Here is a 24,846-nt window from a genome sequence, read left to right on the forward strand (position 1 = left end):
CTCTATTATCGCTATTGTCTCCTCTACTACTTCTATAATCACTCCAATCACTCCCACTATTGCTTCTTTTGTCACCTCTATTATCGTTATTGCCTCCACTACTACTTCTATAATCACTCCCACTATTGCTTCTTTTGTCACCTCTATTATCGTTATTGTCTCCACTACTACTTCTGTAATCACTCCCACTATTGCTTCTTTTATCACCTCTGTTATCGCTATTGTCTCCATTACTACTTTTATTCCCGCTATTTCCGCTATTCCCGCTATTCCCGCTACCACCGCTATTCCCACTACCACCGCTATTTCCGCTACCACCGCTATTTCCGCTACCACCGCTATTTCCGCTACCACCGCTATTTCCACTACCACCGCTATTTCCACTATTACCACTACCACCGCTACCACCACTATTACCACTATTACCGCTATTTCCGCTATTCCCGCTACCACCACTATTACTAGTTTTAGAAGTAGTAAAACGACTTTCAAACCAAAGTCCGGCTGCAATGAGAGAATAACCGCAAATACCAAATACTAAAGCCCGGAAAAGAACCTCAGTATTATATTCTAAAACCCGGCTGATAATTTGCAAGGTAAATAATAATATACCACACCAAAAGGCGGTTCTTTTCCGTAATTTTAACCCTTCTTGAACTAATCCCCAGGCTAATATTGCCAACAAAATGTTGAAGATAAAAATGCCTAGTTCAGTAATTCTGGTGATAGCTTGATGCCAAAAGGGAGTAATCAGAATGAAACCCAAAAAAGTAGTAATAATGCCAATTCTGAAAAATACTTCCCGACGAAGTGGACTGTTGCTTTGACGAATTAGAAATAACCATTGCAACACTGCCAAACCACTGAGAATTCCTAAATCAATAATGGGCAAAGATGGCAATACATTCGATAAATTACTAGTTTGATCGAAGGGATTTAAAAATAATAAACTGCTACTAGAGTCTACAGATTCCCATTGAGAACGAAAAGATAAAAGATAAAAAACTACCCCAAAACAAATCAAGCCTAAATTACGTGCCAGGGGTTGAAACAATCTATAATTAACTGTGGGAAAAAGTAAATCGTCATAACTCCAAAGTAAGGCAGGTGGTAAAGCCAACGCAAAGGAAGCTATCCAAGAAACTAGATCAGAAAATGTTAAGAGTGGTAAAGGTCTGAGGTTATATTGCAAAGATATAATAAATGCCAGAACTCCCATGCCAAAAATCCACCGGGATCTGCAAATATAAGCTAAGGGAACAAACAGTAACCATGATAGTAAGGGCATATGGCGCACAGCTAACCGCGCCCAAGTCAGTTCCCCAGATTCAGATCCTAAATTACCAATTCCTATCCAATAACCGATTTGAATGAGGACAATGGCCATAATTCCCAAGGAATTGAGGGAAAGACTATAAGCCATGACTAACACTCCAAACCCCCAAGCTAAAAATAACTCAGAAGCTGAACCGCTAATATTGAATATTTGCCCCATTAACATGAGGGTTGTCCCTAAAATAAAAGCACTGAGAATTAACAATGCTTCTCCGAGTACCCGTTTACCCTCTTGAGATTTTTTACCCTGATTTGTGGTAAGTGTAGGTTCTCGCCAAGTCAAAAACCCAGTAATGGCTGTGGAGAGAAATAAACTCATTAACAAGATAAACTTAACATCCCGTGACCAACCCTGCCAATTTGCGCCCACAAGGGTCATTAAACCTAAGCCTAATAGTAAACCGCCAATGACAATGGCAATGACACCAAAACTATCACGGGTAGATTCTTCTATCTTATTAAATTGATGCCGCTTGGCTATTTGGTCATACTGGGAAGAATTAATAATTCCTTCGTCTCGCCAACGTTGTGATTCTTGGCGGAGTTTTTGCTGAAAATTGTTAAATATCATGACCTCTCCGGTACATAAGTGGAATACCAAATCTAAGATCTTAATTTGGTATGAGTTTGACAAGCATTAAAACAAGGTTAGCTTCTAGCCAAAAGCCAGAAGCCATACCGGACGAACTTTGCAAACGCCATTTGAATATCGGTCAATGTCTTTTTAGTATGCAGCCAAATATATTGATTGCATTGTTCTCATGTAACAGTTTCTCTTCTGATTTAATTTGGTAGAAATTAATATGCAAAAACCTTCTAATTTATTGCTTAAAGTTACGCGACAGTTATTTGCAAATGTAGATGAACAAACAAAGTTTATTGATGCTTTAGTTCATCCTCAACCTTTTGCACCTTGTATTCTGTGGTGTCAAGATAAACCCGATATTTCGCCTTTTAATGTGCAAACACCAACACATTGGCAACCGCATTTTGTAGACCGGTTATCTTTAGGAGAAAAACCAGGTAAGCATTCTCTTCATGAACAAGGACATTTTTATTGTTTAGATTTTTCTTCGGTATTTTCTGCTTCGGTTTTGTTGGCAATTCCCGAATCAATATCTGTAGTTTTTGATATGTGTGCTGCCCCTGGTGGTAAAAGTGTGTTTGCTTGGAGGGCTTTAAAACCTGATTTATTAATTACTAATGAGGTGATTGGTAAGCGGTTAGGAATGCTAATTTCTAATTTAAAACGTTGTCAAATTAAACCTAGTGGGGTAGTAAATAGAGATTCGAGTATTTTTGCAGAATTGTTGCCGGCTTCGAGTAATTTGGTGATGGTTGATGCACCTTGTACTGGGCAATCTTTACTAGCTAAAAATGAGAAAGCACCGGGATGTTTTCACTCGACTTCAATTAATAAAAGTGCCAATCGCCAAAAACGCATTATTGCTAATTCTGCCCAAGTTGTCGCCCCTCAAGGTTATTTGGCTTATATGACTTGTACTTATTCTGCTGAAGAAAATGAGCAGGTTTGTGAATGGTTTTTAGAACGCTTTCCGCATTTTCAAGCGGTGGAAGTTGAGCATTTATCTACTTTTCAATCTCGTTTAACTAGTATTCCTTGTTATCGGATGTTTCCTCAATATCGGTTGGGTGCTGGTGCTTTTACGGCGTTGTTTAAAAATACGGCGGCAGGTGATATGAACGGGATTGATTTAGACACTATGTCTGCTATGTGGAGATATCAAAATATGTAATATTCTTGGATGCTATCCGAATAAAGCCCACCTGCGTGTGATTGACATTTTATTTCTCACGCAGAAGCACGAATAAGTATTAAGATTTACAAATTAAAATCAGTCGTCATCAGGTAAATCAAGGCTTTTACGTCATTTTTGCGTAATTATCGCACAATTTAGTATAATTTTTTTAGTAAAATAGTATTTTGTACCGTAGTCAAGTTAACATAAATCATTTTATATTTATGTAATGAAAGTGACAGTTTAGTCAAAATATCCTCCACAAAAGCAGTAGTTTATCCTAGATTCTCAGTGATACTAATATTTCACTCTTGAAGTACACCCAAGATGAGCATTGCCCACTAGAATCTGGATACAGTCTGCATTGCCCACCCTACGTAATCAAGATTTTCATAAATTATTTAGGAGCGCATTATGTTTGATGGTTCTGAAAAGTCTTTTGATTCCTCTTTATCAGGATTGGGCAATTCCTCAACTTACCTGGATAAAGATCCTTTAAGTTCTAGTCTAACAGAGTATAGTTCACAGCAACTTCCATCGTTAAATGCACCTCTTGATTATGCTGGAAATACCCGATCTAAAGCCCGTAATGTTGGTACATTAACAGGAAGTCAACTTTTTACTGATTGGGTAGGAAGTGCTGATACTAACGATTACTATAAATTCAATGTAGGCACACAAAGTAACTTTAGTCTGAACTTAACAGGCTTGAGTGCCGATGCGGATGTTAAGTTACTCAATAGTTCAGGTGGTGTAATTTCCACTTCTGAGAATGGTGGTACTACTTCTGAATCCATTAACAGTCAGTTGAGTGCAGGTACTTATTATGTACGGGTATACCGATACAGTGGTGACACTAACTACAGTTTGTCGTTAACTGCTACTGCTCTTCCTGTTGATAATGCGGGAAATACCCTAGCTACAGCCCGTGCTGTTGGGACATTAACAGCAACTCAAAGTTTTAGTGACTGGGTAGGAAGTGCTGATACTAACGATTACTATAGTTTCAATGTGGGAACACAAAGTAACTTTAGTCTGAACTTAACAGGCTTGAGTGCCGATGCGGATGTTCAATTACTCAATAGTTCTGGTGGGTATATTTCCAGTTCTGAGAATGGTGGTGCTACTTCTGAATCCATTACTAGTCAGTTGAGTGCAGGTACTTATTATGTGCAGGTATATCAATATAGTGGTGACACTAACTACAGTTTGTCGTTAACTGCTACTGCTCTTCCTGTTGATAATGCGGGAAATACCCTAGCTACAGCCCGTGATGTTGGTGCATTAACAGCAACTCAAAGTTTTAGTGATTGGGTAGGAAGTGTTGATATTGACGATTACTATAGTTTCAATGTCACAACACCCTCTAATGTGAATTTGAATTTAACAGGCTTGAGTGCTGATGTAGATCTTTACTTACTCGATGGTTCTGGTACTGTAATTTCCAGTTCTATATATGGTACTACTTCTGAATCCATTACTAGTCAGTTGAGTGCAGGTACTTATTATGCGCGGGTAAATCGCTATAGTGGTGATACTACTTACAGCTTGTCGTTAAATGCCACTGAGGTTACACCAACTCCAACTCCCACTCCAACTCCCACTCCAACTCCCACTCCAACTCCCACTCCGACAGATTGGTATACTCAAAATCTAGTAGATGCTCAAATTACCACTTTAACCCGTTCCTTAGCTGCTGATGGTAATTTGAGTCGCAATGACATGATTGCTATTTTCCGTGATGCTAAAGATGGTAGTGTAATTGATGCCAGTGAGTTAACTGACTTACGGACTCTTGTTAGTAACTCTACCCTCTTCACTATGGCTGATTCCGTGAAAGTCCTGTCTAATAAGATTGCCAATAGTGATGCAGCTAACACTCGTTCCGGTTTTGGTAACTTGTTTGCCGATAGTAGTGATACCCAAATGGAAAATCTGATTGGTAAGTGGTTCTTAGGTACTGATCGCCCCGATACAGGTTATATCTATAGTTATGCTAGTGGTTCTCTGTTCCAAAATGGTGCTAGTGCTGATGATATTTACCAAGGAGCGGTGGGAGATTGCTATTATGTAGCAACTTTGGCTTCTATTGCCCAGGAAAAACCTGAGTACATTCAGAATATGTTTACGGACAATGGTGATAATACATTCACTGTGCGTTTTTATAACAACGGTGTAGCTGATTATGTCACAGTAGATCGCTACTTACCAACCTATGGAAACTATGCCGCTTATGCTGGTTGGGGTGGAGGCTCTGTTACTTCCACTAGCAATGAACTTTGGGTAGCCTTAGCAGAAAAAGCCTATGCCCAATTAGCTGAATCTGGTTGGAGTCGTACTTACAGTGGTACTCAAAATAACTCCTATGCAGCTATAGAAGGTGGTTGGATGGATACAGTAATTCGCCAGGTAACGGGATTAAGTGCTACTTCCCAATCTGTCGGCAATATGACTCAAACTCAACTGATTAATTTGGTTAATTCTAATCAGGTGTTAACAGCGGGTTTTGTCTATGGCGCTGGTTATGGTGTTGTTGATGGTCATGCTTACACCATTACATCTTATAATGCCACTAATCAAACTTTCCACTTACGGAATCCTTGGGGTTCTACCCATGCTGATGTCACATGGAGTCAATTAGTCTCTTTGAGAGGTATTATTGAGTGGTCTAATACCTAGACATTATTGGCAGCAGTACGAATATTAATTATTTGTACTGCTGTTTATTGATGTAATCATGATTTCAATAATATCAGGTGATAGGGATGAAACCATTATTATTGTTGTTTAGTTTATTAAGTTTTGATAGTATGGTGGATTGTTGTCATTATTTACCTAGAGATTTTCACAGTCAACCATCGTCACACTTACAGTCAAAGGCTGTTAATAAGAAAGTTATGATTAAGGTTTCTTTACTGTCTCAGGAGAATAAATTACCACCTTTAGGTATTCCTCCCCAACCTAACCGCGATATTGGTTTTGCGACTGTATTTGTCAGCTTAGAAAATCATCAGATGAACAATCAAACGGTGATCATTAAAAATATTGAAGTTCGTAATGTTTCTGATCATAAATTACAATCTTTTAGTTTTCAGCCAAAACGGATTGAATTAAAACCTTTAGAAAATTCGGTAATTGATATTCATCTAACTAATAAAATCGGCTATGCTGGAAAAGATCAAGTAAAGGCAATAATTACCTATCAAATCGGAGAAGAGGTTAATAAAATTGAATCTGAAGCTGTTGATGTAGATAGACATTAGCTACTTAGGGCTTGCTTAATAAAGCTAAAACTTAGATATATCAAGAGTTTCAAGGTGAAAAAGGTGAATCAGGTGCAAGGAATAAGGGTTGAAATTAGCAAAAACCTATCACTTGACCAGATTCAAAACTATTCTTCTCTTCTTCTAATTGTTCCTCCTGACCCTTCGACAAGCTCAGGGCATCGCTCCTGACTCCTGACTCCTAGCCGTCACAGATAACTTTTTCAGCAAACCCTACTTAATAAGCTAATTGTAATTATCCCAAAGTCAAAATACCAACTTGAAAATTCACCACCAAAGGCAAAAATTCCAACCACCTTTTTACGAAGAAATTGCCAATATAGTCCTTCTAAATCTTGTTTATTAATTGCTAGAAAACCTGTAAAGCCAGTATCTAACATCGTCCTTTTATTATTAGCGGGCAAGACTTGTACTGAGCTTGTCGATAGCGCAGCGTGGCGTTAGCCATAGTATGCCCGCACTACAAGAAATTTTGGGATATTTTTTTAATTGAAAGTCTTTAAAGAAATTAGGGTTGAATTTGCTGCTGATTCCAACTTAGGTATTTCCTGGGGTATTTCCACCGGGTTGATTGTAGAAATATTGCTGAGGTTATAACCAAAAATCTGATCATAGTTAGAGGCAACAGCTAAAAATGCCCCCCCTAAAATATATATTGGTAATGGGACAGAAAAACCTTGTAACCACTTAAAAAACTCTGCGAATGCAAACAGAACAAAAAAGCATACAAACCAAACTCTCATGATTTCATCTGTTCCTGACTAAGTTATCTTTTCACTTATTTTAGTAGGCACGGGGTAGGCACGGGGGCGCTACCCCTACATTAAATCCAAATCTTTTATATAATTAATTTTGCCTGCCACCTATAACTATTTATTTTCATTTTTCAAAGCTTCTGTAGCTTGTTCAACTGACAGTGGACGATATAATAGGTATCCTTGGACTTCATCACAGTTAATCGAGCGTAAAAACTCTAATTCTGCGGGATGTTCTACACCTTCAGCGATTAATCTCAATCCTAAAGATTGTCCTAGGGTAACTATCGCTTGGATAATATGAGCAACTTTTGGATCTGTAGTTAGTTCTCTGATAAAAGATTGATCAATTTTTAAGTTATGGAATGGTAAGACTTTTAAGCGATTTAGGGAAGAATAGCCTGTACCAAAGTCATCAATGGACAAAAGTAACCCCATTTCTGCTAAATTTTGGAGTGCAGTTGTCGTGAAATTGATATCGGCTATCGCTGTAGTTTCCGTAATTTCTAATTCTAAAAATTCTGGTTTTAGTTGAGTTTCTGTTAAAATATCAGTTAATATTTCTACTAACTTAGGTTGGCGAAATTGCCCAGGAGAAAGATTAACGGCAATTGTAATTGGTTGATATCCTGCATCTTGCCAAGCTTTATTTTGTATACAAGCCTGACGTAATGCCCATTCACCAATAGAGATAATTAAACCGCTTTTTTCCGCTAGAGGAATAAAAACAGCGGGAGAAATTACACCCATTTCTGAGTGATTCCAACGCAATAAAGCCTCCATGCCTGTAATTTTACCCGTGGTAATATTAACACGAGGCTGATAGTAAACCATCAATTCTTCGCGTTTTATGGCATGGCGTAAATTTTTTTCTAACTTCAATAATTCGGGATTTTTTTGACTGAGAGATTCTTTATAAAATTGGTAATTATTTCTGCCTTGATTCTTAGCATAATATAACGCCGCGTCTGCGTGTTGAATGAGAGTTTCGGCATCAGGACTATCTTTACCCAATAGGGCTATGCCAATACTAGAACTAATATAAAGTTCATGTCCGTTAATATAAAAAGCATCTTCTAAAGTCTGGAGAATATTTTTAGCTATTTGGATAATGGGTGGAATTTCAGTTACTCGTGGTAAGAAAATAGTGAATTCATCACCACCCCAACGAGCCACAACATCTTCAATTCTAATTGTGTCTCTGATTCTTTGGGCGACAATTTTTAATAAATCATCTCCGACTGTATGCCCCAAAGTATCATTGATAATTTTAAAGCGATCCAGATCCAGGAACATCACGGCAATACTTTCCTCTGGCTGAATTATTTTTTGGATGCCTTGGTTGAGGATATCGTTGAATCGTAACCGATTGGGCAGTCCAGTCAGTAAGTCGTGCATGGCCTGATAGCGGATCTTTTCCTCTACTTGCTGACGTTGACGAGCGCCACTAATACTTGCGGCCATTGTGATCAGGCTAGATTCTTCATGTTTTGACCAATAACGCTCTGATTTGCATTCAACTAAACCCAAACAGCCCCAGAACTGTGTTTCTAATCTTAGCGGTACAAATAGAAGGGATTTAATATTATCTCCCATGAGCAGTTTTTGTTCCTCCGAGGAAAATATTTGGGTAAAGTCGCTAATAGTCTCACCTTGAAAAAGTTTGCTATACCACCGTTCTAATCCAGGGGTTTGATAAGACTGATTTTGCCAATGGGAGTGGGGAGTTTCTGCACCAGATTTAATCCATTCACACTGCATACTAATGGACATTTCTCCGCTCACTGGATGGGGATGATTTTGGAATAGATAAACTCGTTCTACATTGGTAGCTTCTCCTAATGCTGCCAGTGCTTTTTCGATAGCTAGATCATAGTTCATTTCTGCTAATAAATAATTTGCCGCTTCCGCTACTGCTTGTAATAGGCGATCGCGTTGTTTTAGTTCTAGTTCAGCTTGTTTTTGCTCAGTAATTTCTCTAATAATAAAAGTTCTAATTAAATTACTTTCAGGTAAGTAATGAACAGATTGTTCAAAAATTTGGTTACCAACTGTTACTTCCCGGACAAAGGAATTTTGCGCTTGATTCTTAACTGCTGTTAATAATTGGGTCAAAATTGGGTGTTCCTGAGCTATCTGCCTCAAGTTCGGAAATTGGGCCACTGCTGCCGGATTTAGATATGTTACTCTTCCTGCTAAATCCATTTCAATAATAGCATTAGGAATAAGTTCAGGAAAAGAAGCTAGGCGGGCTAAAGCTGTCTCACTAGCAGCTTCAAAATTAATATTTTCCATAATAGCTTTACTAACGTGAGAAAGAGAATTTACCTTGCCAGAAAGGAAATTAGACAAGTCACCAGTTCCACAAGACTCAGAAAATATTTGCTTTGAAAGATTAGTAATTACATAGTATTTAGCTTGAGTGTGACTATCAAATGCAATAACATCTCCATTTTGAAGATTATGATGAAGACATTTATGGCCATTTACAGATAAACCGTTAGTGCTTTTTTTCCCTTGGAAGTTACCATCAATAATCCTAAACCCATATTGATCAGTATTGGGGATTGTTACCCTTAATAAAATCGCGTGTTGTCTGGATACAGACGGAGAATAAAGAACAATAGCATTTCTTAAATCCCTTCCTAGAGAGTATGTTGCTTCTAGCAAGGGAAGAGTGCGCTGCCCTTTTGGATCTTGGACAACTAATAAATGGCGAATTTTTTCTGTCTCATTCCCTTCCATACCTTTTCCTTAAAGTCTTATGTATTTGAATAATCTACGTAAAAATTTTTCTATATTCTGAATTATTGCAAAAAAAGGGAACAGGGAACAGGGAGCAGAAGCTAAGATTATGTGGGTATTCTCATGATTGGTGATTGGGCAAATGATTGAAGTTGAGCATCTGAGTAAAATTTACGGTTCGACAACGGCAATTACGGATGTTACCTTTAGCGTAGAACCGGGGGAAATTTTGGGGTTTTTGGGTCCTAATGGGGCTGGTAAAACCACAACTATGCGAATTTTAGCCGGTTATTTACCTGCCACCAGTGGGACAGTGAAGATTGCGGGTTATGATGTCCATGATCATTCTCTGTTGGTGCGGCAGCGAATTGGTTATTTACCGGAAACGCCGCCATTATATCCAGAGATGACGGTGGAAGGGTTTTTACACTTTGTTGCTCGGATTAAGGGAGTTTCTTCAGGCGATCGCCCAACAAAAGTAACAGCAGCCATTAAGCGCTGTAACTTAGAAGACAAGCGCAAAGTCATTATTCGCAAACTCTCTAAAGGCTATCGGCAAAGAGTGGGGATTGCCCAAGCGATCGTTCATGATCCCCCAGCAATTATTCTTGATGAACCTACTGTTGGTCTTGATCCCCGGCAAATTATCGAAGTGCGGAACTTAATTAAAAGTTTAGCAGGAACACACACTATAATTTTGTCTACTCATATTCTCCCAGAAGTGAGTATGACCTGTAACCGAGTTGCCATTATTAATCGGGGGGAAATAGTTGCAACTAATACCCCAGAAAATTTAATGACACAGTTAACAGTTGGGGCAGGATATGAGTTAGAAATCGGTGGAGAAGCAGCTTTAGCTAAACAAATGCTGCAAAATATATCCGGTGTAAGTTTAGTAGAATTAATGCCTAACCATCAGCAATTATCAGAAAATCATACTTGCTTACGGGTCATATTACAGCCAGGAATAGAACCAGGAAAAGAAATTACGGCGGCTTTAATTCGGGCTGGATTTGATTTATATGAAATGCGGCGAATAAATGCCACACTAGAAGATGTTTTCTTAGAATTAACTACAGCAGAAAAGCATTTACCACCAGAGATAACTTCAGAAATTGAAGAAGGAGAAACTGCATAAATGGGTATAGTCATCGCCAATATTATTGCCATTTATCGTCGAGAACTACAGAGTTATTTTGTTTCCCCATTAGCCTATGGAATAGCTAGTGCATTTTGGTTTTTAGCTGGTTTATTTTTCGTGATGATTTTGTTAGGACCAGAAGGAATTTTAGTCACAGTTTCTAGCTATGATTTACAAGGGCAACAAATGGGAGTTCCCGTCCCAACAATAGATGTTCCCTATGAATTTGTGCGGGCATTTTTAGATAGAATGGGATGGTTAATGTTATTTGTATTGCCTATTCTCTCAATGGGACTCTATGCTGAAGAACGCAAACGAGGAACTTTGGAACTATTAGCCACATCACCAATTACCAATTGGGCTGTGGCTGTGGGTAAATTATTAGGGGTATTAACATTTTTCTTGACAATGATTTTACCCTTAATAGGATTGGAAGCGATCGCTTTATCTAGTTCCAATCCACCCATATCACCCATAATTCCCTTACTTGGTCATTTAGGATTACTCTCACTAGCAGCAGCGATTTTGTCTTTAGGAATGTTTATTTCCTCATTAACAGACAGTACAATTTTATCGGCTGTTCTTACCTTTGCCGTCGTGATTTTGCTGTTATTCATTGATTTAATTGCCAAAGCCATTCCTGGACCAATTGGTGAAGCCGTGAGTCATCTATCTCTGCTTAAACATTACAACACTCTGATTCAAGGAATTTTTGATACTAGCGGCTTGATTTTATTTGCCAGTTACATTATTTTAGGTATTTTTCTCACTGCCCAATCAATTGATGCACTTCGTTTTCAACGTCAGTAGTTAGTTGTTAGTTGTTAGTTGTCAGTTGTCATTGGGAAAATTCTTTCTCCCCTCTACTTCCCCTACTCCCCCTACTCCCCCTACTCCCCCTACTCCCCCTATTCCCCGTTCCCTAATGAATAAAAATAAACTTTGGAAACTTGTATTTTGGCTCGGACCATTCTTTTTAGCTGCTGGCTTAACCATTGGTTTAATATCAGAAAAATGGGGAATAATCCCTTTATTATTAACCATACTAGGTCTAGTAATTTGTAGCCTATGGATAATAATACAAAGTCAACAAAGTAAATGGTGGCAAAAACGTTCTACCCAATCTGGTACTAATGCTTTAGTCGCTACTTTATCAGTATTAGTTATCTTGGGATTAATTAACTTTTTAGGTATTCGCTATCATTTGCGGCTAGATTTAACAGATAGTCAATTATTTACTCTATCCCCTCAATCAAGGGAATTAGTGAGTAATTTACCCCAAACAATGAAAGTTTGGTTATTCAGTAAAGAACAAAATCTTCAAGATCGAGAATTATTAGATAACTATCATCGTCAAAGTAATAAATTTAAATTTGAGTATCTTGATCCTCAATTAAAGCCAGGAATAGCAGAAAAATTTGGTGTTAAAGATTATGGTGAAGTTTATCTTGAATTTCAAAACAAACGGCAATTAGTCCAGATAATTAATGAAAATGAACGGTTGTCAGAAATAAAATTAACTACTCGTTTACAACAAATTACCAGTTCTACAACTGCTAAAGTTTACTTTCTTCAAGGTCATGGTGAACATCCACTTACAGCTAGTAAAGGAGCAATTTCCCAAGCAATTCAAGGATTAACCGATAAAAACTTGACAACATCAGCTTTAAATTTAGCAGAACAGCCACAAGTTCCTGATGATGCTACTGTTATAGTTGTCGCTGGACCAAAGAAAGAATTATTGACAGGGGAAGTCATAGCTTTACAAAATTATCTTAATCGTGGTGGTAACTTATTATTGATGATTGATCCTAATACCGATCCGAAAATAGACACTATTTTAAAAGATTGGGGTGTGCGTTTAGATAATCGTTTGGCCATTGACACTTCTGGGGCAAATTTGCAACTAGGACCCGCTGCTATCTTAGTAACAGAATATGGACAACATCCTATTACTAAAGATTTTGGGAAAAATATTTCTGTATATCCCTTAACTCGTCCTTTGGAAATTGATCCTGTTCCTGGTATCGAGTCTATGGCTTTATTGAAAACCAAACCCTACCCTAGCAGTTGGGCAGAAAGTGATCAGAAAAGTGAAAAATTAGAATTTAATGAAGGTCAAGACTTAAAAGGACCTTTAACTTTAGGAGTAGCATTAACTAGAAAGTTATCAAATCCAATTCCCACAACTTTATCAAATCCAATTCCCACAACTTTACCAAATCCAATTCCCACAACTTTATCAAATCCAATTCCCACAAATTCACCAAGTCCAATTCCCACAAATTCACCAAGTCCAATTCCCACAAATTCACCAAGTCCAATTTCCACAAATTCTCAACCTACTGCGAAAGAGTCAAGATTAGTAGTATTTGGAAACTCAAATTTTGCCGCTGATGGTTTATTTGAACAACAATTAAATGGAGATGTATTCTTAAACTCAGTTAGTTGGCTAAGTCAACAAGATCAACAACTTCTTTCAATTCGTCCTAAAGAACCAAAAAATCGCCGGATTGTTATCTCAACTCTTCAGGCTAACTTATTAACAATAGCTGCCGTGTTTGTATTACCTTTAATTGGTTTAGGAACAGGTTTTGTGATTTGGTGGAAACGCCGATGAAAAATCAATTAGTAATTCATGATTGTTTCTCATTAAATCAATCAGATTTTTCACTTTTAGAAACAATATTATGGCAAGCTCATGATGGTTATTTTGTCTTAGATTATCATTTACAACGCTTGAAAAATTCAGCAATTTACTTTGATTTTAGTGTTGATATAAATAGCCTAAAAACTCAACTTAATAAATTAGCAGAATCATTTTTAAATCAAGCTTATAAAGTGCGATTACTGTTAAATTCTGATGGTGAGATTACATATCAAACTATGTCTTTATCTCCTATTAAAAATCAAGAACTAGTCAAATTAGGTATGTGTTGCACACCTGTTGACTGTACTAATATATTTTTGTATCATAAAACGACTAATCGCCAAGTTTATGAAATAGCAAAAGCCGCTTTTCCTGATTGTGATGATGTTTTATTGTGGAATGAAAGAGGTGAAATTACAGAAACCTCTATTGGTAATATTGTGGTGGAGTTAAATGGAGAATTGCTGACACCCCCGGTAAAATGTGGTTTGTTAGCCGGAACTTTTCGCGCTAATTTACTTGACCAAGGTAAAATTAGAGAAGAAATTATGACAATAGAAATGTTAAAATATAGCAATCGCATCTATATAATTAACTCAGTGAAAAAATGGCGAGAAGCAGTTTTAATTTCTCACTAATTAGGTAATTTATTAATTAACATTCAATATGAAATTGCCAAAAACAACTTTGATTTTAATACTTTTAGCCCTGGGTTTGGGTGGTTTTGTCTACTTTCATGAAATCAAAGGAAAAAATCAGCAAACAGAAATAAAAATCCAAAAACAGAAAATTTTCGCTTTTACCGCTGATGATGTCCAATCTTTAACAATTAAAATCAAGGAGACAACATTACAACTAGAAAGAAGAAATACATCTGAAAAACCCCAATGGGAAATCAAATCTCCCATATCAGCACTAGCAAATGATGCAATTGTTTCTTACTTAATGGATTTATTAGTTGACGGTAAAAGTGAAAGAACAGTATTAATTTCATCCGCTGAATTATCAGAATTTGGTTTAGATAAACCTGTAGCAACTATTGATATTAAACTAAAAAATCAACAAAGCCATCAATTGATTTTAGGTAAAGGTGATTTTAATAATCAATTTTTATATGCTCAAGCTGATAGTAACAAAAATATGAACTTATTGTTAGTGTCTAAAGATTTTGTAAATGCAGTCAATCGAGACATATCTGAATGGAAACAACCAGCAGAAAAGATTGATATACAACCATTACCTAATCTTCCTTCCCCAACTCCTACAAATAAATAATGTATAATCTCGTTCCCATACTCTGTATAAGGATGGATTCTAGAAGGCTCTGCCTTCATTATAGTCGGGGCAATTCTAGAAGGTTCTGCTCTCAATTATAGTCGAGGCAGAGCCTCTGTGATAGCATTCCCAGTCAGAGACTGGGAACGAGATTTCAAATAGCAAAAATTATTATTTCTTATTTTCAATGACAAAACAAACAGCAACTTTATTAATTTCTTGTCCAGATCAAAAGGGATTGGTAGCGAAATTTGCCAATTTCATCTATGATCATGGTGGCAATATTACTCATGCAGATCAGCATACAGATTTTGAAGCTGGATTATTTTTAACTCGCATAGAATGGCAATTAAAAGGATTTAATTTACCAAAAGATTTAATTGCTCCCGCTTTTAATGCTATTGCTCAATCTTTAAATGCAAAATGGGAATTACACTTTTCTGATACTCTTCCCCGCATTGCTATTTGGGTAAGTCGTCAAGATCATTGTTTATTTGATTTAATTTGGAGATATCACGCTAAAGAATTTCATGCAGAAATTCCGTTAATTATGAGTAATCATCCCCATTTACAACCAGTGGTTGAACAATTTGGTATTGATTACCATTATATACCCATTACTAAAGACAATAAACAAGAACAAGAAGCTAAACAACTAGAATTACTACATGAATACAAAATTGATTTAGTAGTTTTAGCCAAATATATGCAAATAGTTAGCGCGGATTTTATTGAAAAATTCCCGCAAATTATTAATATTCATCATTCATTTTTACCTGCATTTATTGGGGCTAATCCCTATCATCGCGCCTTTGAAAGAGGAGTAAAAATTATTGGTGCAACAGCCCATTATGCTACCCCTAACTTAGATGCAGGTCCAATTATTGAACAGGATGTAGTGCGGGTAAGTCATCGAGATGAGGTGAATGATTTAATTAGAAAAGGGAAAGATTTAGAAAGAATTGTGTTAGCAAGAGCGGTAAGATTGCATTTACAAAATCGTGTTTTAGTCTATGGAAATAGAACCGTAGTTTTTGAGTAAATTTATTTAATTTGAATTGATCATCTTATCTATCGTTTCCATCATCAAAAAAAGCCGATGAGAATAATCAGCAAAGCGAATGAATTGATAATGCTCATAAAAAGAACGGGCTTGATCATCTTTAGCATCAACAACTACCGCAATTGTCGCAATTTCACTTTGCAAACTACGATATAGGGCATCCATTAACAACATTTCCCCCAAACCTTTTTGACGATGATTTTGATCAACGGCTAATCTACCTAAAAGGGTAGCAGGAAGTTCAGGATATTTTGGTAGTTTTTTCGTGATTTCTATGGGCAATTCTCCTAGTTTAATACGTGTTGCTGATAATGTATAATAACCTGCAACTAAACCAGAATTTTTTTCTACTAAAACGAATGGGGCTGCTGTCCGTTTACGTGCATCTTGCCCAGCTTGTGCTTGGAAATATTTATCTAGTTTATCAACACCAGAACAAAAAGCCGCCCGGTTATGCTTTTTTCCTAGCGGCTCTATTAAATAATGATTAAAAGCATCAAAATTATCTGTTAACTGCACTTACTACACCCATATTCTTTTTATAGCGTTGAGCCGCAAGCCGTAACTTTTCGCTGGGTTCTGGTGGATTAAGCAGTGCTTCTACAAAAATTTCTTGGTCTTTTCTGCTTAAAACCATGATTTCATTTTCCTGAATAATCTGGTTTGCAACACTGACAAGACTGCTAACCACAAAATTTGATAGTGTTCTTCCCTGAATATCAGCCGCTCGTTGGAACAATTCCTTATTCTGTGCACTGACACGGGCTTCTAATCTTTCTAATTTAGAACACAACGATTTTTCTTGGCTGGTTTTAGCGACTGTATGAGTCATGATAGCCCCTACACAATAAATGTGATGTATAAATGTAAATGTACGGCAAATGTCCTAACAAATATAGTCTATCCACTAGTACAAAAAATGTCAACTATCCCCAATCTCCAGACTTTCCACCTGTTTTACTAACTAAATGAATCGCTTCAATTTGAATCGTTTTTTCTAACGCTTTAGCCATATCATATAAAGTTAAAGCAGCAATAGACACCGCTGTTAAAGCCTCCATTTCCACACCAGTTTCCGCTTTAGTTTTCACAGTGGCATCAATTTGATAACCGGGTAGTTGGGCATCGGGGATAATCTCCACAGTGATTTTCTGTAAGGGTAAGGGGTGACAAAGGGGAATTAAGTTTGCTGTCTGTTTAGCAGCCATGATTCCCGCTAACCTAGCAGTTGCTAAAACGTCCCCCTTGGGGGTGTTACCGGCTTGAATAGCGGCGAACGTCTCAGGTAACATTCGCACCCTACCAGTGGCTACAGCTTGGCGAATGGTGGCGACTTTGCCGGATACATCAACCATTTGGGCTTCTCCTTGGGCATCCAAATGGGTTAGTGGAAAAGAATTTGAAAAATTAGCTTGCGTCATTGGGAAAGTATGTGCTATTATTAAATTCGTGGGTCAAGGGTGTGTAGCTCAGTGGACTAGAGCACGTGGCTACGAACCACGGTGTCGGGGGTTCGAATCCCTCCTCGCCCATTTTATAATTAAAAATGCACAGGTTCCTTTTTTGGAGTTTGTGCATTTTTAATGGGTTGAATAAACGAACCACAGAGGCACAGAGAACACAGAGAAAGAAGAAATAGAGCAGGTTTTTGCGTCAGTTTTGGGATATTTTTTTATTTGGTAGTTTCTAACAGAGATTTGGTGACAAATATCGTAGAGACGTTCCATGAAACGTCTCTACAAGGGTTGTTGATAATCCATATCTAATTTTTGAAGATATTATTTCACAGCATAGATATCTTCTGTGCGACCAAAGGCAAAACGTAGAGATTGAGGGATATTACGACTAGACTGGGTAAGGAAGATGATCATGGCTATCACAGTTAAACCCGTAGTCAAACCAAACATATTCCGATAACCCAGGGTTTCGGCAAATGTCCCAAAAATTGGACCAGCTATAGCTAAACCGATATCAAATCCCATTAAGGAAGCACCAAATATTCTCCCGCGTTCATGGGGTAAAGCCCTATCTGTCATTAATACAGAAATCATGGGAATGAGTGTACCAGAAGCAGCACCTTCCATCAATGCTCCTAATAAGAACATGAAAGAGTTATTTGCTTGCCAAACGCAGATGATAGAGAGTGTATAAGCTATTAAACTCATGGTGACAAACAAACCCCGACCATATCTATCAGAAGCTTTACCACTAAATAATCTACAACTAAAACTGGAGACAGCGGCAGCAGAGAAAAAGAAACCTGGATTTAAATCAACGCCGGTTGATTTGATAAATAGGGAGATAAAAGTATGCAAACTACCTAAAGTCAAACCACTCAGCAATAAGACAATGGCCGGAATTCGCACGCGAGGACTAGTTAATATTTGCCAAAAGTTATCATTTTTGCTGTTATGTGGTTTGGTGATAATAGGTGGATTGACAATGGGGATTATACATAATAAACCCATGCCACCTAAAGCCGCAGATGATAAAAATAACGGAGTATAACCAGCACTTGCTTGCAAAAATCCCCCGATAGCGGGGCCAAGTGCTATTCCCAGGGGATTAACTAAACTCATATAACCGACGACTTCACCGCGACGGTGTTCTGGTGCTAAATCGCTCACTAGGGCAATGTAAGCTGTGGCAAAAGCGGCGATACTAATGCCATGAAAGGTACGAATTACCATAAGGGGGATAATTGATTTTACACATAAATATCCCAAAGGAGCGATCGCTGCTACGGACATTCCAATCAATAATACTATCTTACGACCCCGTATATCTGCTAAAGCCCCCATTGACGGGCGACATAGCAACATCCCAATGGCAAAGCTACCCATAACAATGCCAATTTCTTGTTTGCTTGCACCAATATGTTCAATATATAAGGGTAAGGTAGGCAATAACGAGGCCAAACCTGACCAGAAAAACAAACCCGCTGCAAATAACATGAGCAGGTTTTTTCGCAGTTCAGCGTCAAAAGTATCAAAGGCTTTCACGGCAGATGCAATAATGCAAAAAGTATTATTTCTCTATTGTTACGTTACTTAACATTTTTCGCCACAACTTCCCGCACCCGATAGATTGGTCGTCCTTGAGATTCATGATAAGTCCGCATCAGTAATTCTGCCAAAAGGCCGAAGCAAAATAGCTGTACTCCTGTTACTAACAGCAACACTGCCAAAATCAATAAAGGACGGCTACCAATATCTACATGAAAAGCCAATTTGATAACAGTCAAATATATACCTATTCCTCCCCCAGAAACCATAGAAATTAAGCCTAATAGCCCAAAAACGTGCATGGGACGGGTGAGAAACTTCTTCATAAACAGAATAGTTAATAAATCCATTAATACCCGGAACGTCCGCGATATGCCATACTTACTTTGTCCAAACCGCCGCGCATGATGACGGACAGGTACTTCTGTAATTCTCGCCCCTTCAATATATGCCAATGCAGGTAAAAAGCGGTGTAGTTCTCCATAAAGATTCATATCTGCAACCAATTCGGATCGATAAGCTTTCAAAGAACAACCATAATCATGAATATAGACGCTTGTAGCCCGACGAATTAACCAATTGGCGATTTTAGAAGGAAGCAACCGATTTAATGCCCCATCTTGACGATTTTGCCGCCAACCACTAACTAAATCATAACCTTCATCCAGCTTTGCTAATAACATGGGAATATCAGCGGGGTCATTTTGCAAATCAGCGTCTAAAGTCACAATTACTTTAGCTGTAGCATAATTAAAACCCGCAGACATAGCCGCAGTTTGTCCATAGTTACGTCGCAGAATGATCGCTTTTAAATCAGTGCGCGTTTGGGCTTGTTCCTTGAGAAATTCTGCTGTACCATCACTAGAACCATCATCTACACAAATAATTTCATAATTTAATTCACTAGCGGTGAGAGTCGTAGAAATGGCTTCTAGTAATAAGGGTAAACTTTCGACCTCATCTTTAATAGGAACAACTACGGATACATCTAAAATTGGTAATTGGTAATTGGTCATTGCTAATAACTGATTTGAAAGGGAAATAGATCCCCGACTTCTTAAAGAAGTCGGGGATCTGGGGAGTAACTTTTCATAACTCTACCAGCACCGCGTAATTGTTGATAATAAGCCTGACTAACTTTATTCCCTTGTTCTGAAAGTTGGTCAATACCAATACCGTTGCGTCCTTGATCTTTTCCTGAACTGTGAATATAGCAATTATTACCCAAATATAAGCCTACGTGGGTGGCTTTTTGAGGAGTGCCAAAAAAGATTAAATCCCCTGGTTGTAATTCTTTAATATCAATTGTTTGGGTAAAAGCTTCTTGTTGATAAGCGTCTCTTGGTAGCCAAACTCCTACAGATTTAAATGCTGCTTGCATTAAACCAGAACAGTCATAATTAGGTGCAACTGTGCCACCCCAAAGATAATAATTGTCTTGTGCTTTTGCTGCTTGGGTAAAAGCGATAACTGTGGGTATGTGTTGTTGAATTTCTGCGGTTGAGATGAATTGGGGTTGATATACTGTTTCTGCGGGTTGGAGAAACTGCAAATCTTCAAGTGATAACCATCCGGGATAATCATCTTCACATAAACAAACTTCAACTGCTGTATCTTGATGATTTGATGTTATTCGTAAATGTCGTCCTGTTGCGGCTTGGGTGGATAAACTTATACATTCAGGAGAATCATAGAGATTCAAGTTAGTTAAACATTGATATTGTGCTAATTTTAGATTACTCATTTTTTGGGGAAATAATTTAAAAGATGTTTTGAAAGTCTATGCAATGTGTAATTCGTCATTTTGTTGATCAAGAGTTTTATGAGGATTGCAAGTTTGATTAAGTTTTGTTAAATCAAATATCATATTAAATTACCTAAAATGAGTTTAATTAGATTTCATACCTCAGCAATTATACAGGTAATGATAGAATGAAGCTAGAAACTAGACTCTGAATACCATAAGGACATTATTCACAAATGGTTTTTTTTAATCAAGATCAACAACTAGAAAATATCGGTAATCAAATTGTAGAGGCAACTTGGGCAGAGTTTCCCACTTTAGCAGCAAATCAAATTGCTTTGACTTGGGTTGTCTATGATCCTCCCGCACCAGTTAATACAGGTGGTGCGCTGACTCCTAACGCTTTTTGGGAACATCCGGTGCGGGGTTTTAGCTATCGGGGAGGAGAACGGATTTATCCGGCCAGTGTGGTGAAGTTATTTTATCTGGTGGTGGTACAAGAATGGCTAGAAAAAGGTATGAGTCAACCTTCGGGAGAATTAAACCGGGCTTTGACGGATATGATCGTTGATTCTAGTAATGATGCTACCAGTTTAATTGTGGATATCATCAGTGGGACTACTTCTGGTCCGCTGTTAAGTCCTGGTCCTTTTGAAACTTGGAAATATCAACGCAATATTATTAATCGGTATTACCAGTCCTTGGGGTGGGAGGAAATGCAAGCAATTAATGTCTGTCAAAAAACTTGGGGTGATGGTCCCTATGGCCGGGAAAGGGCTTTTTATGGGGAGATGTTTGAAAATCGGAATATGGTGACGACGGATGCCACTGCGAGATTATTACATAGTATCGTGGGTGGGGTGACGGTTTCTAGTGAGCGATCGCAATCTATGATGAATTTAATCAAACGTAATATTAACCCTGATGACTTACCCCAAGATGTGGAAGAAGACCAGGTTACAGGCTTCTTAGGCGGTGGATTACCTCAAAATAGTCAAATCTGGTCAAAAGCAGGTTGGACAAGCACAGTCCGCCATGATGCGGCTTATATTGAATTACCAGATCAACGTCCTTATCTGTTGGTGGTGTTTACGGAAGGGAAAGCGCAAGCTAAGAGTCGGGAAATTTTACCTTTTGTGTCTGGAAGAATTGCAGAAGCGATCGCTAATTTATAAGAGCATCCGGTAAGCGTAAAACGAGCGCGGCTTGGCTCCCTGAGATATAAGCGACACGAGGGATTTTAATCCCTGTGGTATGTTAGAATTAAATTGTGAGTAAGAACAAAAAACATCTATGTGTTGAAGCATCCTAGTACGGAGCAATCCCGGCTCATAAGAAACAACGGTTAGGTTCAAGTCCTAACGGCAGTATGACTTAAAAGAGCGAGTAATGGCAGGGTGTGGAGCTTACCGAGTCTTGGCTTAGTGATGGATTCTGAAAACATTGAAAACAATAAAAGTAAGCGCAATTTCAACACCTTGATTGGCAGTTGTTTTGAGCGTCTAGGCGGCGTTTGGCGGTCGCAGCGAGATGGGATTGGGCTAAACCCTTAATCTAATTCTGTCAGTAGAATCTCAGTGGCTTGGCTCCCTGAGAGTGTCAAAGAATTGCAATTGCTGAGACTTAGCAACGGAAATAGGTAAAAATGGGGCGGATTTTTATTTCTGCGGCACATGGTGGCACAGAAGCGGGTAAAAATGACCCCGGTGCGATCGCTGGTGGCACAACGGAAGCAAAGGAAATGATTCTTTTGCGAGATTTAGTGGTGACAGAACTCCGCACCCGTAACGTAGAAGTTTTAGCTGTTCCTGATGATTTGAGTGCGGCTCAAACCATCGCTTGGATTAATGCTCGTGCTAATACCAAGGATGTAGCGCTAGAAATTCAAGCCAATGCTGCTAATAGTCCATCGGTGCGGGGAGCAAGTGCATTTTATATTGCCAAAAATGACCAACGCAAACAAAATGCCGAAATGGTATTAATGGCACTTTTGCGTCGTGTCCCCCAATTACCAAATCGCGGAGTGAAACCAGATACAGATAGTGGCTTGGGTAATTTACAATTTTGTCGTCAAACTGTGATTGGAGCTTTATTACTACAAGTCGGGTTTTTAAGCAGTCCTGAAGATCGGGCTTTATTACAAAGTCGTCGTCGTGATTTTGCCATCGGAATTGCCGAAGGACTGACTACTTGGAATCAAGCAAATGATCCTCAGCAACCAACGACCGAAAATTATTCTAGCATTAATATCAATATTAATGGACAAAATTACGCTGAACAAGGAGTATTAATTAATGGGAATGCTTACATCCCAATTGATTTAGTAGATCGGTTACGGATTGATATTTCCAAATTAGCTAATTTACGCCGAATTACCTATCGCCAAATAGTGTATATTAAAGCTGTAGAACTTCGAGACTCTCATATTTCTATTGATTGGGATAGTGCCACGCGCACAGTAAAATTACGCTCAATTTCAACAGTTTGTCCTGGACAAATTGAGCAACTTATCTCCAATGGTAATACATCAGAAGTACAGCTACAACTATTTCTAAAAACCAATAATGAAACCGCCATTACACAGTTTCCTGATCTTCCTAAACTATATCGAGAAGAAGCAACAATTGAAGGCATAAATCATGATATTGCTTTTTGTCAAATGTGTTTAGAAACTGGATTTTTACGGTTTGGTACTGACATTAAATCCCAGCAAAATAACTTTGCCGGTTTGGGTGCAGTTGGTGGTGGTGCGGAAGGAGCATCATTTCCCAGCGCCAGAATTGGTGTCAGAGCGCATATTCAACATTTAAAAGCCTATGCCAGTTTAGAACCTTTAGTCCAACAAGAAGTAGATCCTAGATTTCGCTTTGTGACTAGAGGAGTTGCGTCGTCAGTTCATCAATTGTCAGGGCGCTGGTCTGCTGATTTAGACTACGGAATTAAAATTACAGCTATTCTCAGAAGACTCTATGAATCAGCAAATCTTTTGTAATTAGGGAACGGGGAAACAGGAAACATAGGAATAATATTTGATTTTTGAAATATACCTAGGGTGGGCATTGCCTACCTACTTAAAATTTTTTAAATATCATTTATGATTCCCATAGGAGGAAAATTTTCTTCATTCTTCATTCTTCATTCTTCATTCTTCATTCTTGAACTCCTGATAGCGAAGCGTGGCGTTAGCCATACTCCTGATAGCGAAGCGTGGCGTTAGCCATACTTCTGAACTCCTGACTCCTGACTCCTGACTCCTGACTCCTGTTATAGTTCTATTAATGATGATTTGGAACAATATTTGTGTTTCCCCTCTACGATGACAACCCCACCCGAATTACTCCATATTTTACCTATGGGTTAATTGGCATGAATGTCCTAGTTTTTCTCCATGAAATAAGCTTGTCAAGTCTACAACTAGAACAATTTTTTCAATTGTATGCGGTAATACCGCAAGAATTAAGCATTAACTGGAGTCGAGAGTGGACAACCTTATTTACATCACAATTTTTGCATGGAGGTTGGTGGCACTTAATATCCAATATGGTCTATTTGTGGGTATTTGGTAACAATATTGAAGACCGCTTAGGACATTTTAAATATCTATTGTTTTATTTAACCTGTGGGGCTATAGCTGCTCTATGTCAATGGTTTATTGGTATGTACTCTGCTGTTCCTTCCTTGGGAGCAAGTGGGGCAATTTCTGGAGTTTTAGGTGCATATTTAATCTGGTTTCCTCAAGCAAGAATTACCACTTTAATCTTTTTAGGTTTTTTTATCACCACAATTAATGTTCCGGCATTAGTAATTATTGGTATTTTCTTTGTGCAAAATCTCATTTCTGGTTTTGCTAGTCTCCAAGCAGCAGCTAATATGAGTGTAGAAATGGGAGGAGTCGCTTATTGGGCGCATCTTGGAGGTTTTGTCGTCGGGAGTATTTTTGCACTGGTGAATAGGGAATAGGGAATTGGTGATTGGTGATTGGTGATTGGTGATTGGTGATTGGTGATTGGTGATTGGTGATTGGTGATTGGTGATTGGTGATTAAATCCTTATTTTCATCCTGTTAATCCTTAAATCCTGGACATCCTG

Annotated in this window: 22 protein-coding genes, 1 tRNA gene and 1 pseudogene; 13 read left to right on the forward strand and 11 right to left on the reverse strand. The window is 38.2% G+C overall.

The window, feature by feature from the left end; translation table 11 throughout:
* Positions 1–454: 454 nt before the first annotated feature.
* Positions 455–1,906 (reverse strand): annotated as a pseudogene (locus ANA_RS16595) (DUF2157 domain-containing protein); the annotation flags it as partial.
* 232 nt (positions 1,907–2,138) lie between these two features.
* Here ANA_RS16595 and ANA_RS16600 point away from each other — a divergent pair.
* The 3 genes from ANA_RS16600 to ANA_RS16610 all read left to right on the forward strand — a co-directional run bounded on the left by ANA_RS16600 (position 2,139) and on the right by ANA_RS16610 (position 6,358).
* Positions 2,139–3,092 (forward strand): RsmB/NOP family class I SAM-dependent RNA methyltransferase, encoded by a 954-nt coding sequence (locus ANA_RS16600; protein WP_015081189.1) that lies wholly within the window; start codon positions 2,139–2,141, stop codon positions 3,090–3,092.
* Positions 3,093–3,509: 417 nt separating this feature from the next.
* Complete coding sequence (locus tag ANA_RS16605; protein ID WP_015081190.1) at positions 3,510–5,774, forward strand: pre-peptidase C-terminal domain-containing protein; 2,265 nt, start codon at positions 3,510–3,512, stop codon at positions 5,772–5,774.
* 86 nt (positions 5,775–5,860) lie between these two features.
* Positions 5,861–6,358 (forward strand): hypothetical protein, encoded by a 498-nt coding sequence (locus tag ANA_RS16610; protein WP_015081191.1) that lies wholly within the window; start codon positions 5,861–5,863, stop codon positions 6,356–6,358.
* 224 nt (positions 6,359–6,582) lie between these two features.
* Here ANA_RS16610 and ANA_RS26105 read toward each other — a convergent pair whose 3' ends face one another.
* The 3 genes from ANA_RS26105 to ANA_RS16620 all read right to left on the reverse strand — a co-directional run bounded on the left by ANA_RS26105 (position 6,583) and on the right by ANA_RS16620 (position 9,879).
* Entirely contained in the window at positions 6,583–6,783 is a 201-nt protein-coding gene (locus ANA_RS26105) for a hypothetical protein (RefSeq protein ID WP_371260356.1), read from the reverse strand.
* A gap of 81 nt (positions 6,784–6,864) precedes the next feature.
* Complete coding sequence (locus ANA_RS16615) at positions 6,865–7,122, reverse strand: hypothetical protein (RefSeq protein WP_015081193.1); 258 nt, start codon at positions 7,120–7,122, stop codon at positions 6,865–6,867.
* A 126-nt stretch (positions 7,123–7,248) separates the two neighbouring features.
* Positions 7,249–9,879, reverse strand: coding sequence for an EAL domain-containing protein (locus ANA_RS16620; RefSeq protein ID WP_015081194.1), 2,631 nt, complete (start codon positions 9,877–9,879; stop codon positions 7,249–7,251).
* Between the two features lie 142 nt (positions 9,880–10,021).
* On the opposite strand from ANA_RS16620, the gene ANA_RS16625 reads away from it, so the two are divergent.
* The 6 genes from ANA_RS16625 to purU all read left to right on the forward strand — a co-directional run bounded on the left by ANA_RS16625 (position 10,022) and on the right by purU (position 15,987).
* Entirely contained in the window at positions 10,022–11,017 is a 996-nt protein-coding gene (locus ANA_RS16625; RefSeq protein WP_015081195.1) for an ABC transporter ATP-binding protein, read from the forward strand.
* Entirely contained in the window at positions 11,018–11,830 is an 813-nt protein-coding gene (locus tag ANA_RS16630; protein WP_015081196.1) for an ABC transporter permease, read from the forward strand.
* A 115-nt stretch (positions 11,831–11,945) separates the two neighbouring features.
* Positions 11,946–13,640: a GldG family protein gene (locus ANA_RS16635; protein ID WP_015081197.1), complete on the forward strand. Its 1,695-nt coding sequence runs from the start codon at positions 11,946–11,948 to the stop codon at positions 13,638–13,640.
* Entirely contained in the window at positions 13,637–14,308 is a 672-nt protein-coding gene (locus ANA_RS16640; RefSeq protein ID WP_015081198.1) for an aminotransferase class IV, read from the forward strand. Before ANA_RS16635 ends, ANA_RS16640 begins: the two co-directional genes overlap by 4 nt.
* A gap of 28 nt (positions 14,309–14,336) precedes the next feature.
* Positions 14,337–14,945 (forward strand): DUF4340 domain-containing protein, encoded by a 609-nt coding sequence (locus ANA_RS16645; protein WP_015081199.1) that lies wholly within the window; start codon positions 14,337–14,339, stop codon positions 14,943–14,945.
* Between the two features lie 187 nt (positions 14,946–15,132).
* Positions 15,133–15,987, forward strand: a complete 855-nt coding sequence (gene purU, locus ANA_RS16650; RefSeq protein ID WP_015081200.1) for a formyltetrahydrofolate deformylase — start codon at positions 15,133–15,135, stop codon at positions 15,985–15,987.
* Positions 15,988–15,993: 6 nt separating this feature from the next.
* Here purU and ANA_RS16655 read toward each other — a convergent pair whose 3' ends face one another.
* The 3 genes from ANA_RS16655 to moaC all read right to left on the reverse strand — a co-directional run bounded on the left by ANA_RS16655 (position 15,994) and on the right by moaC (position 17,429).
* The gene (locus ANA_RS16655; RefSeq protein WP_015081201.1) at positions 15,994–16,527 is read right to left on the reverse strand and encodes a GNAT family N-acetyltransferase; all 534 of its coding nucleotides are present in this window, start codon (positions 16,525–16,527) and stop codon (positions 15,994–15,996) included.
* On the reverse strand, positions 16,511–16,840 hold the full coding sequence (locus ANA_RS16660; RefSeq protein ID WP_015081202.1) for a type II toxin-antitoxin system TacA family antitoxin: 330 nt from the start codon (positions 16,838–16,840) through the stop codon (positions 16,511–16,513). The genes ANA_RS16655 and ANA_RS16660 overlap by 17 nt, the downstream gene beginning before the upstream one ends.
* A gap of 94 nt (positions 16,841–16,934) precedes the next feature.
* Entirely contained in the window at positions 16,935–17,429 is a 495-nt protein-coding gene (gene moaC, locus ANA_RS16665; protein ID WP_015081203.1) for a cyclic pyranopterin monophosphate synthase MoaC, read from the reverse strand.
* A gap of 37 nt (positions 17,430–17,466) precedes the next feature.
* Between moaC and ANA_RS16670 the strand changes: the two genes are divergently transcribed.
* A tRNA-Arg gene (locus ANA_RS16670) sits at positions 17,467–17,540 on the forward strand.
* Between the two features lie 246 nt (positions 17,541–17,786).
* Here ANA_RS16670 and ANA_RS16675 read toward each other — a convergent pair.
* Genes ANA_RS16675 through ANA_RS16685 form a run of 3 tightly spaced genes read right to left on the reverse strand, consistent with a single transcriptional unit; the run spans position 17,787 to position 20,757 of the window.
* Complete coding sequence (locus tag ANA_RS16675) at positions 17,787–19,010, reverse strand: MFS transporter (protein ID WP_015081204.1); 1,224 nt, start codon at positions 19,008–19,010, stop codon at positions 17,787–17,789.
* A 44-nt stretch (positions 19,011–19,054) separates the two neighbouring features.
* Entirely contained in the window at positions 19,055–20,029 is a 975-nt protein-coding gene (locus ANA_RS16680; RefSeq protein WP_015081205.1) for a glycosyltransferase family 2 protein, read from the reverse strand.
* A gap of 41 nt (positions 20,030–20,070) precedes the next feature.
* On the reverse strand, positions 20,071–20,757 hold the full coding sequence (locus ANA_RS16685) for a C40 family peptidase (RefSeq protein ID WP_015081206.1): 687 nt from the start codon (positions 20,755–20,757) through the stop codon (positions 20,071–20,073).
* A gap of 236 nt (positions 20,758–20,993) precedes the next feature.
* Between ANA_RS16685 and ANA_RS16690 the strand changes: the two genes are divergently transcribed.
* Positions 20,994–21,932 (forward strand): serine hydrolase, encoded by a 939-nt coding sequence (locus ANA_RS16690; protein WP_015081207.1) that lies wholly within the window; start codon positions 20,994–20,996, stop codon positions 21,930–21,932.
* Positions 21,933–22,402: 470 nt separating this feature from the next.
* Complete coding sequence (locus tag ANA_RS16695; protein WP_015081208.1) at positions 22,403–23,749, forward strand: hormogonium tapered terminus morphoprotein TftA; 1,347 nt, start codon at positions 22,403–22,405, stop codon at positions 23,747–23,749.
* A 150-nt stretch (positions 23,750–23,899) separates the two neighbouring features.
* Here the strand turns inward: ANA_RS16695 and ANA_RS26680 are convergent, their stop codons facing one another.
* Complete coding sequence (locus tag ANA_RS26680; protein WP_158310548.1) at positions 23,900–24,052, reverse strand: hypothetical protein; 153 nt, start codon at positions 24,050–24,052, stop codon at positions 23,900–23,902.
* Between the two features lie 5 nt (positions 24,053–24,057).
* Between ANA_RS26680 and ANA_RS16700 the strand changes: the two genes are divergently transcribed.
* Positions 24,058–24,717, forward strand: a complete 660-nt coding sequence (locus tag ANA_RS16700; RefSeq protein WP_015081209.1) for a rhomboid family intramembrane serine protease — start codon at positions 24,058–24,060, stop codon at positions 24,715–24,717.
* Positions 24,718–24,846: the final 129 nt, after the last annotated feature.

Source organism: Anabaena sp. 90, assembly GCF_000312705.1.
GTDB classification, from domain to species: Bacteria; Cyanobacteriota; Cyanobacteriia; order Cyanobacteriales; family Nostocaceae; genus Dolichospermum; species Dolichospermum lemmermannii.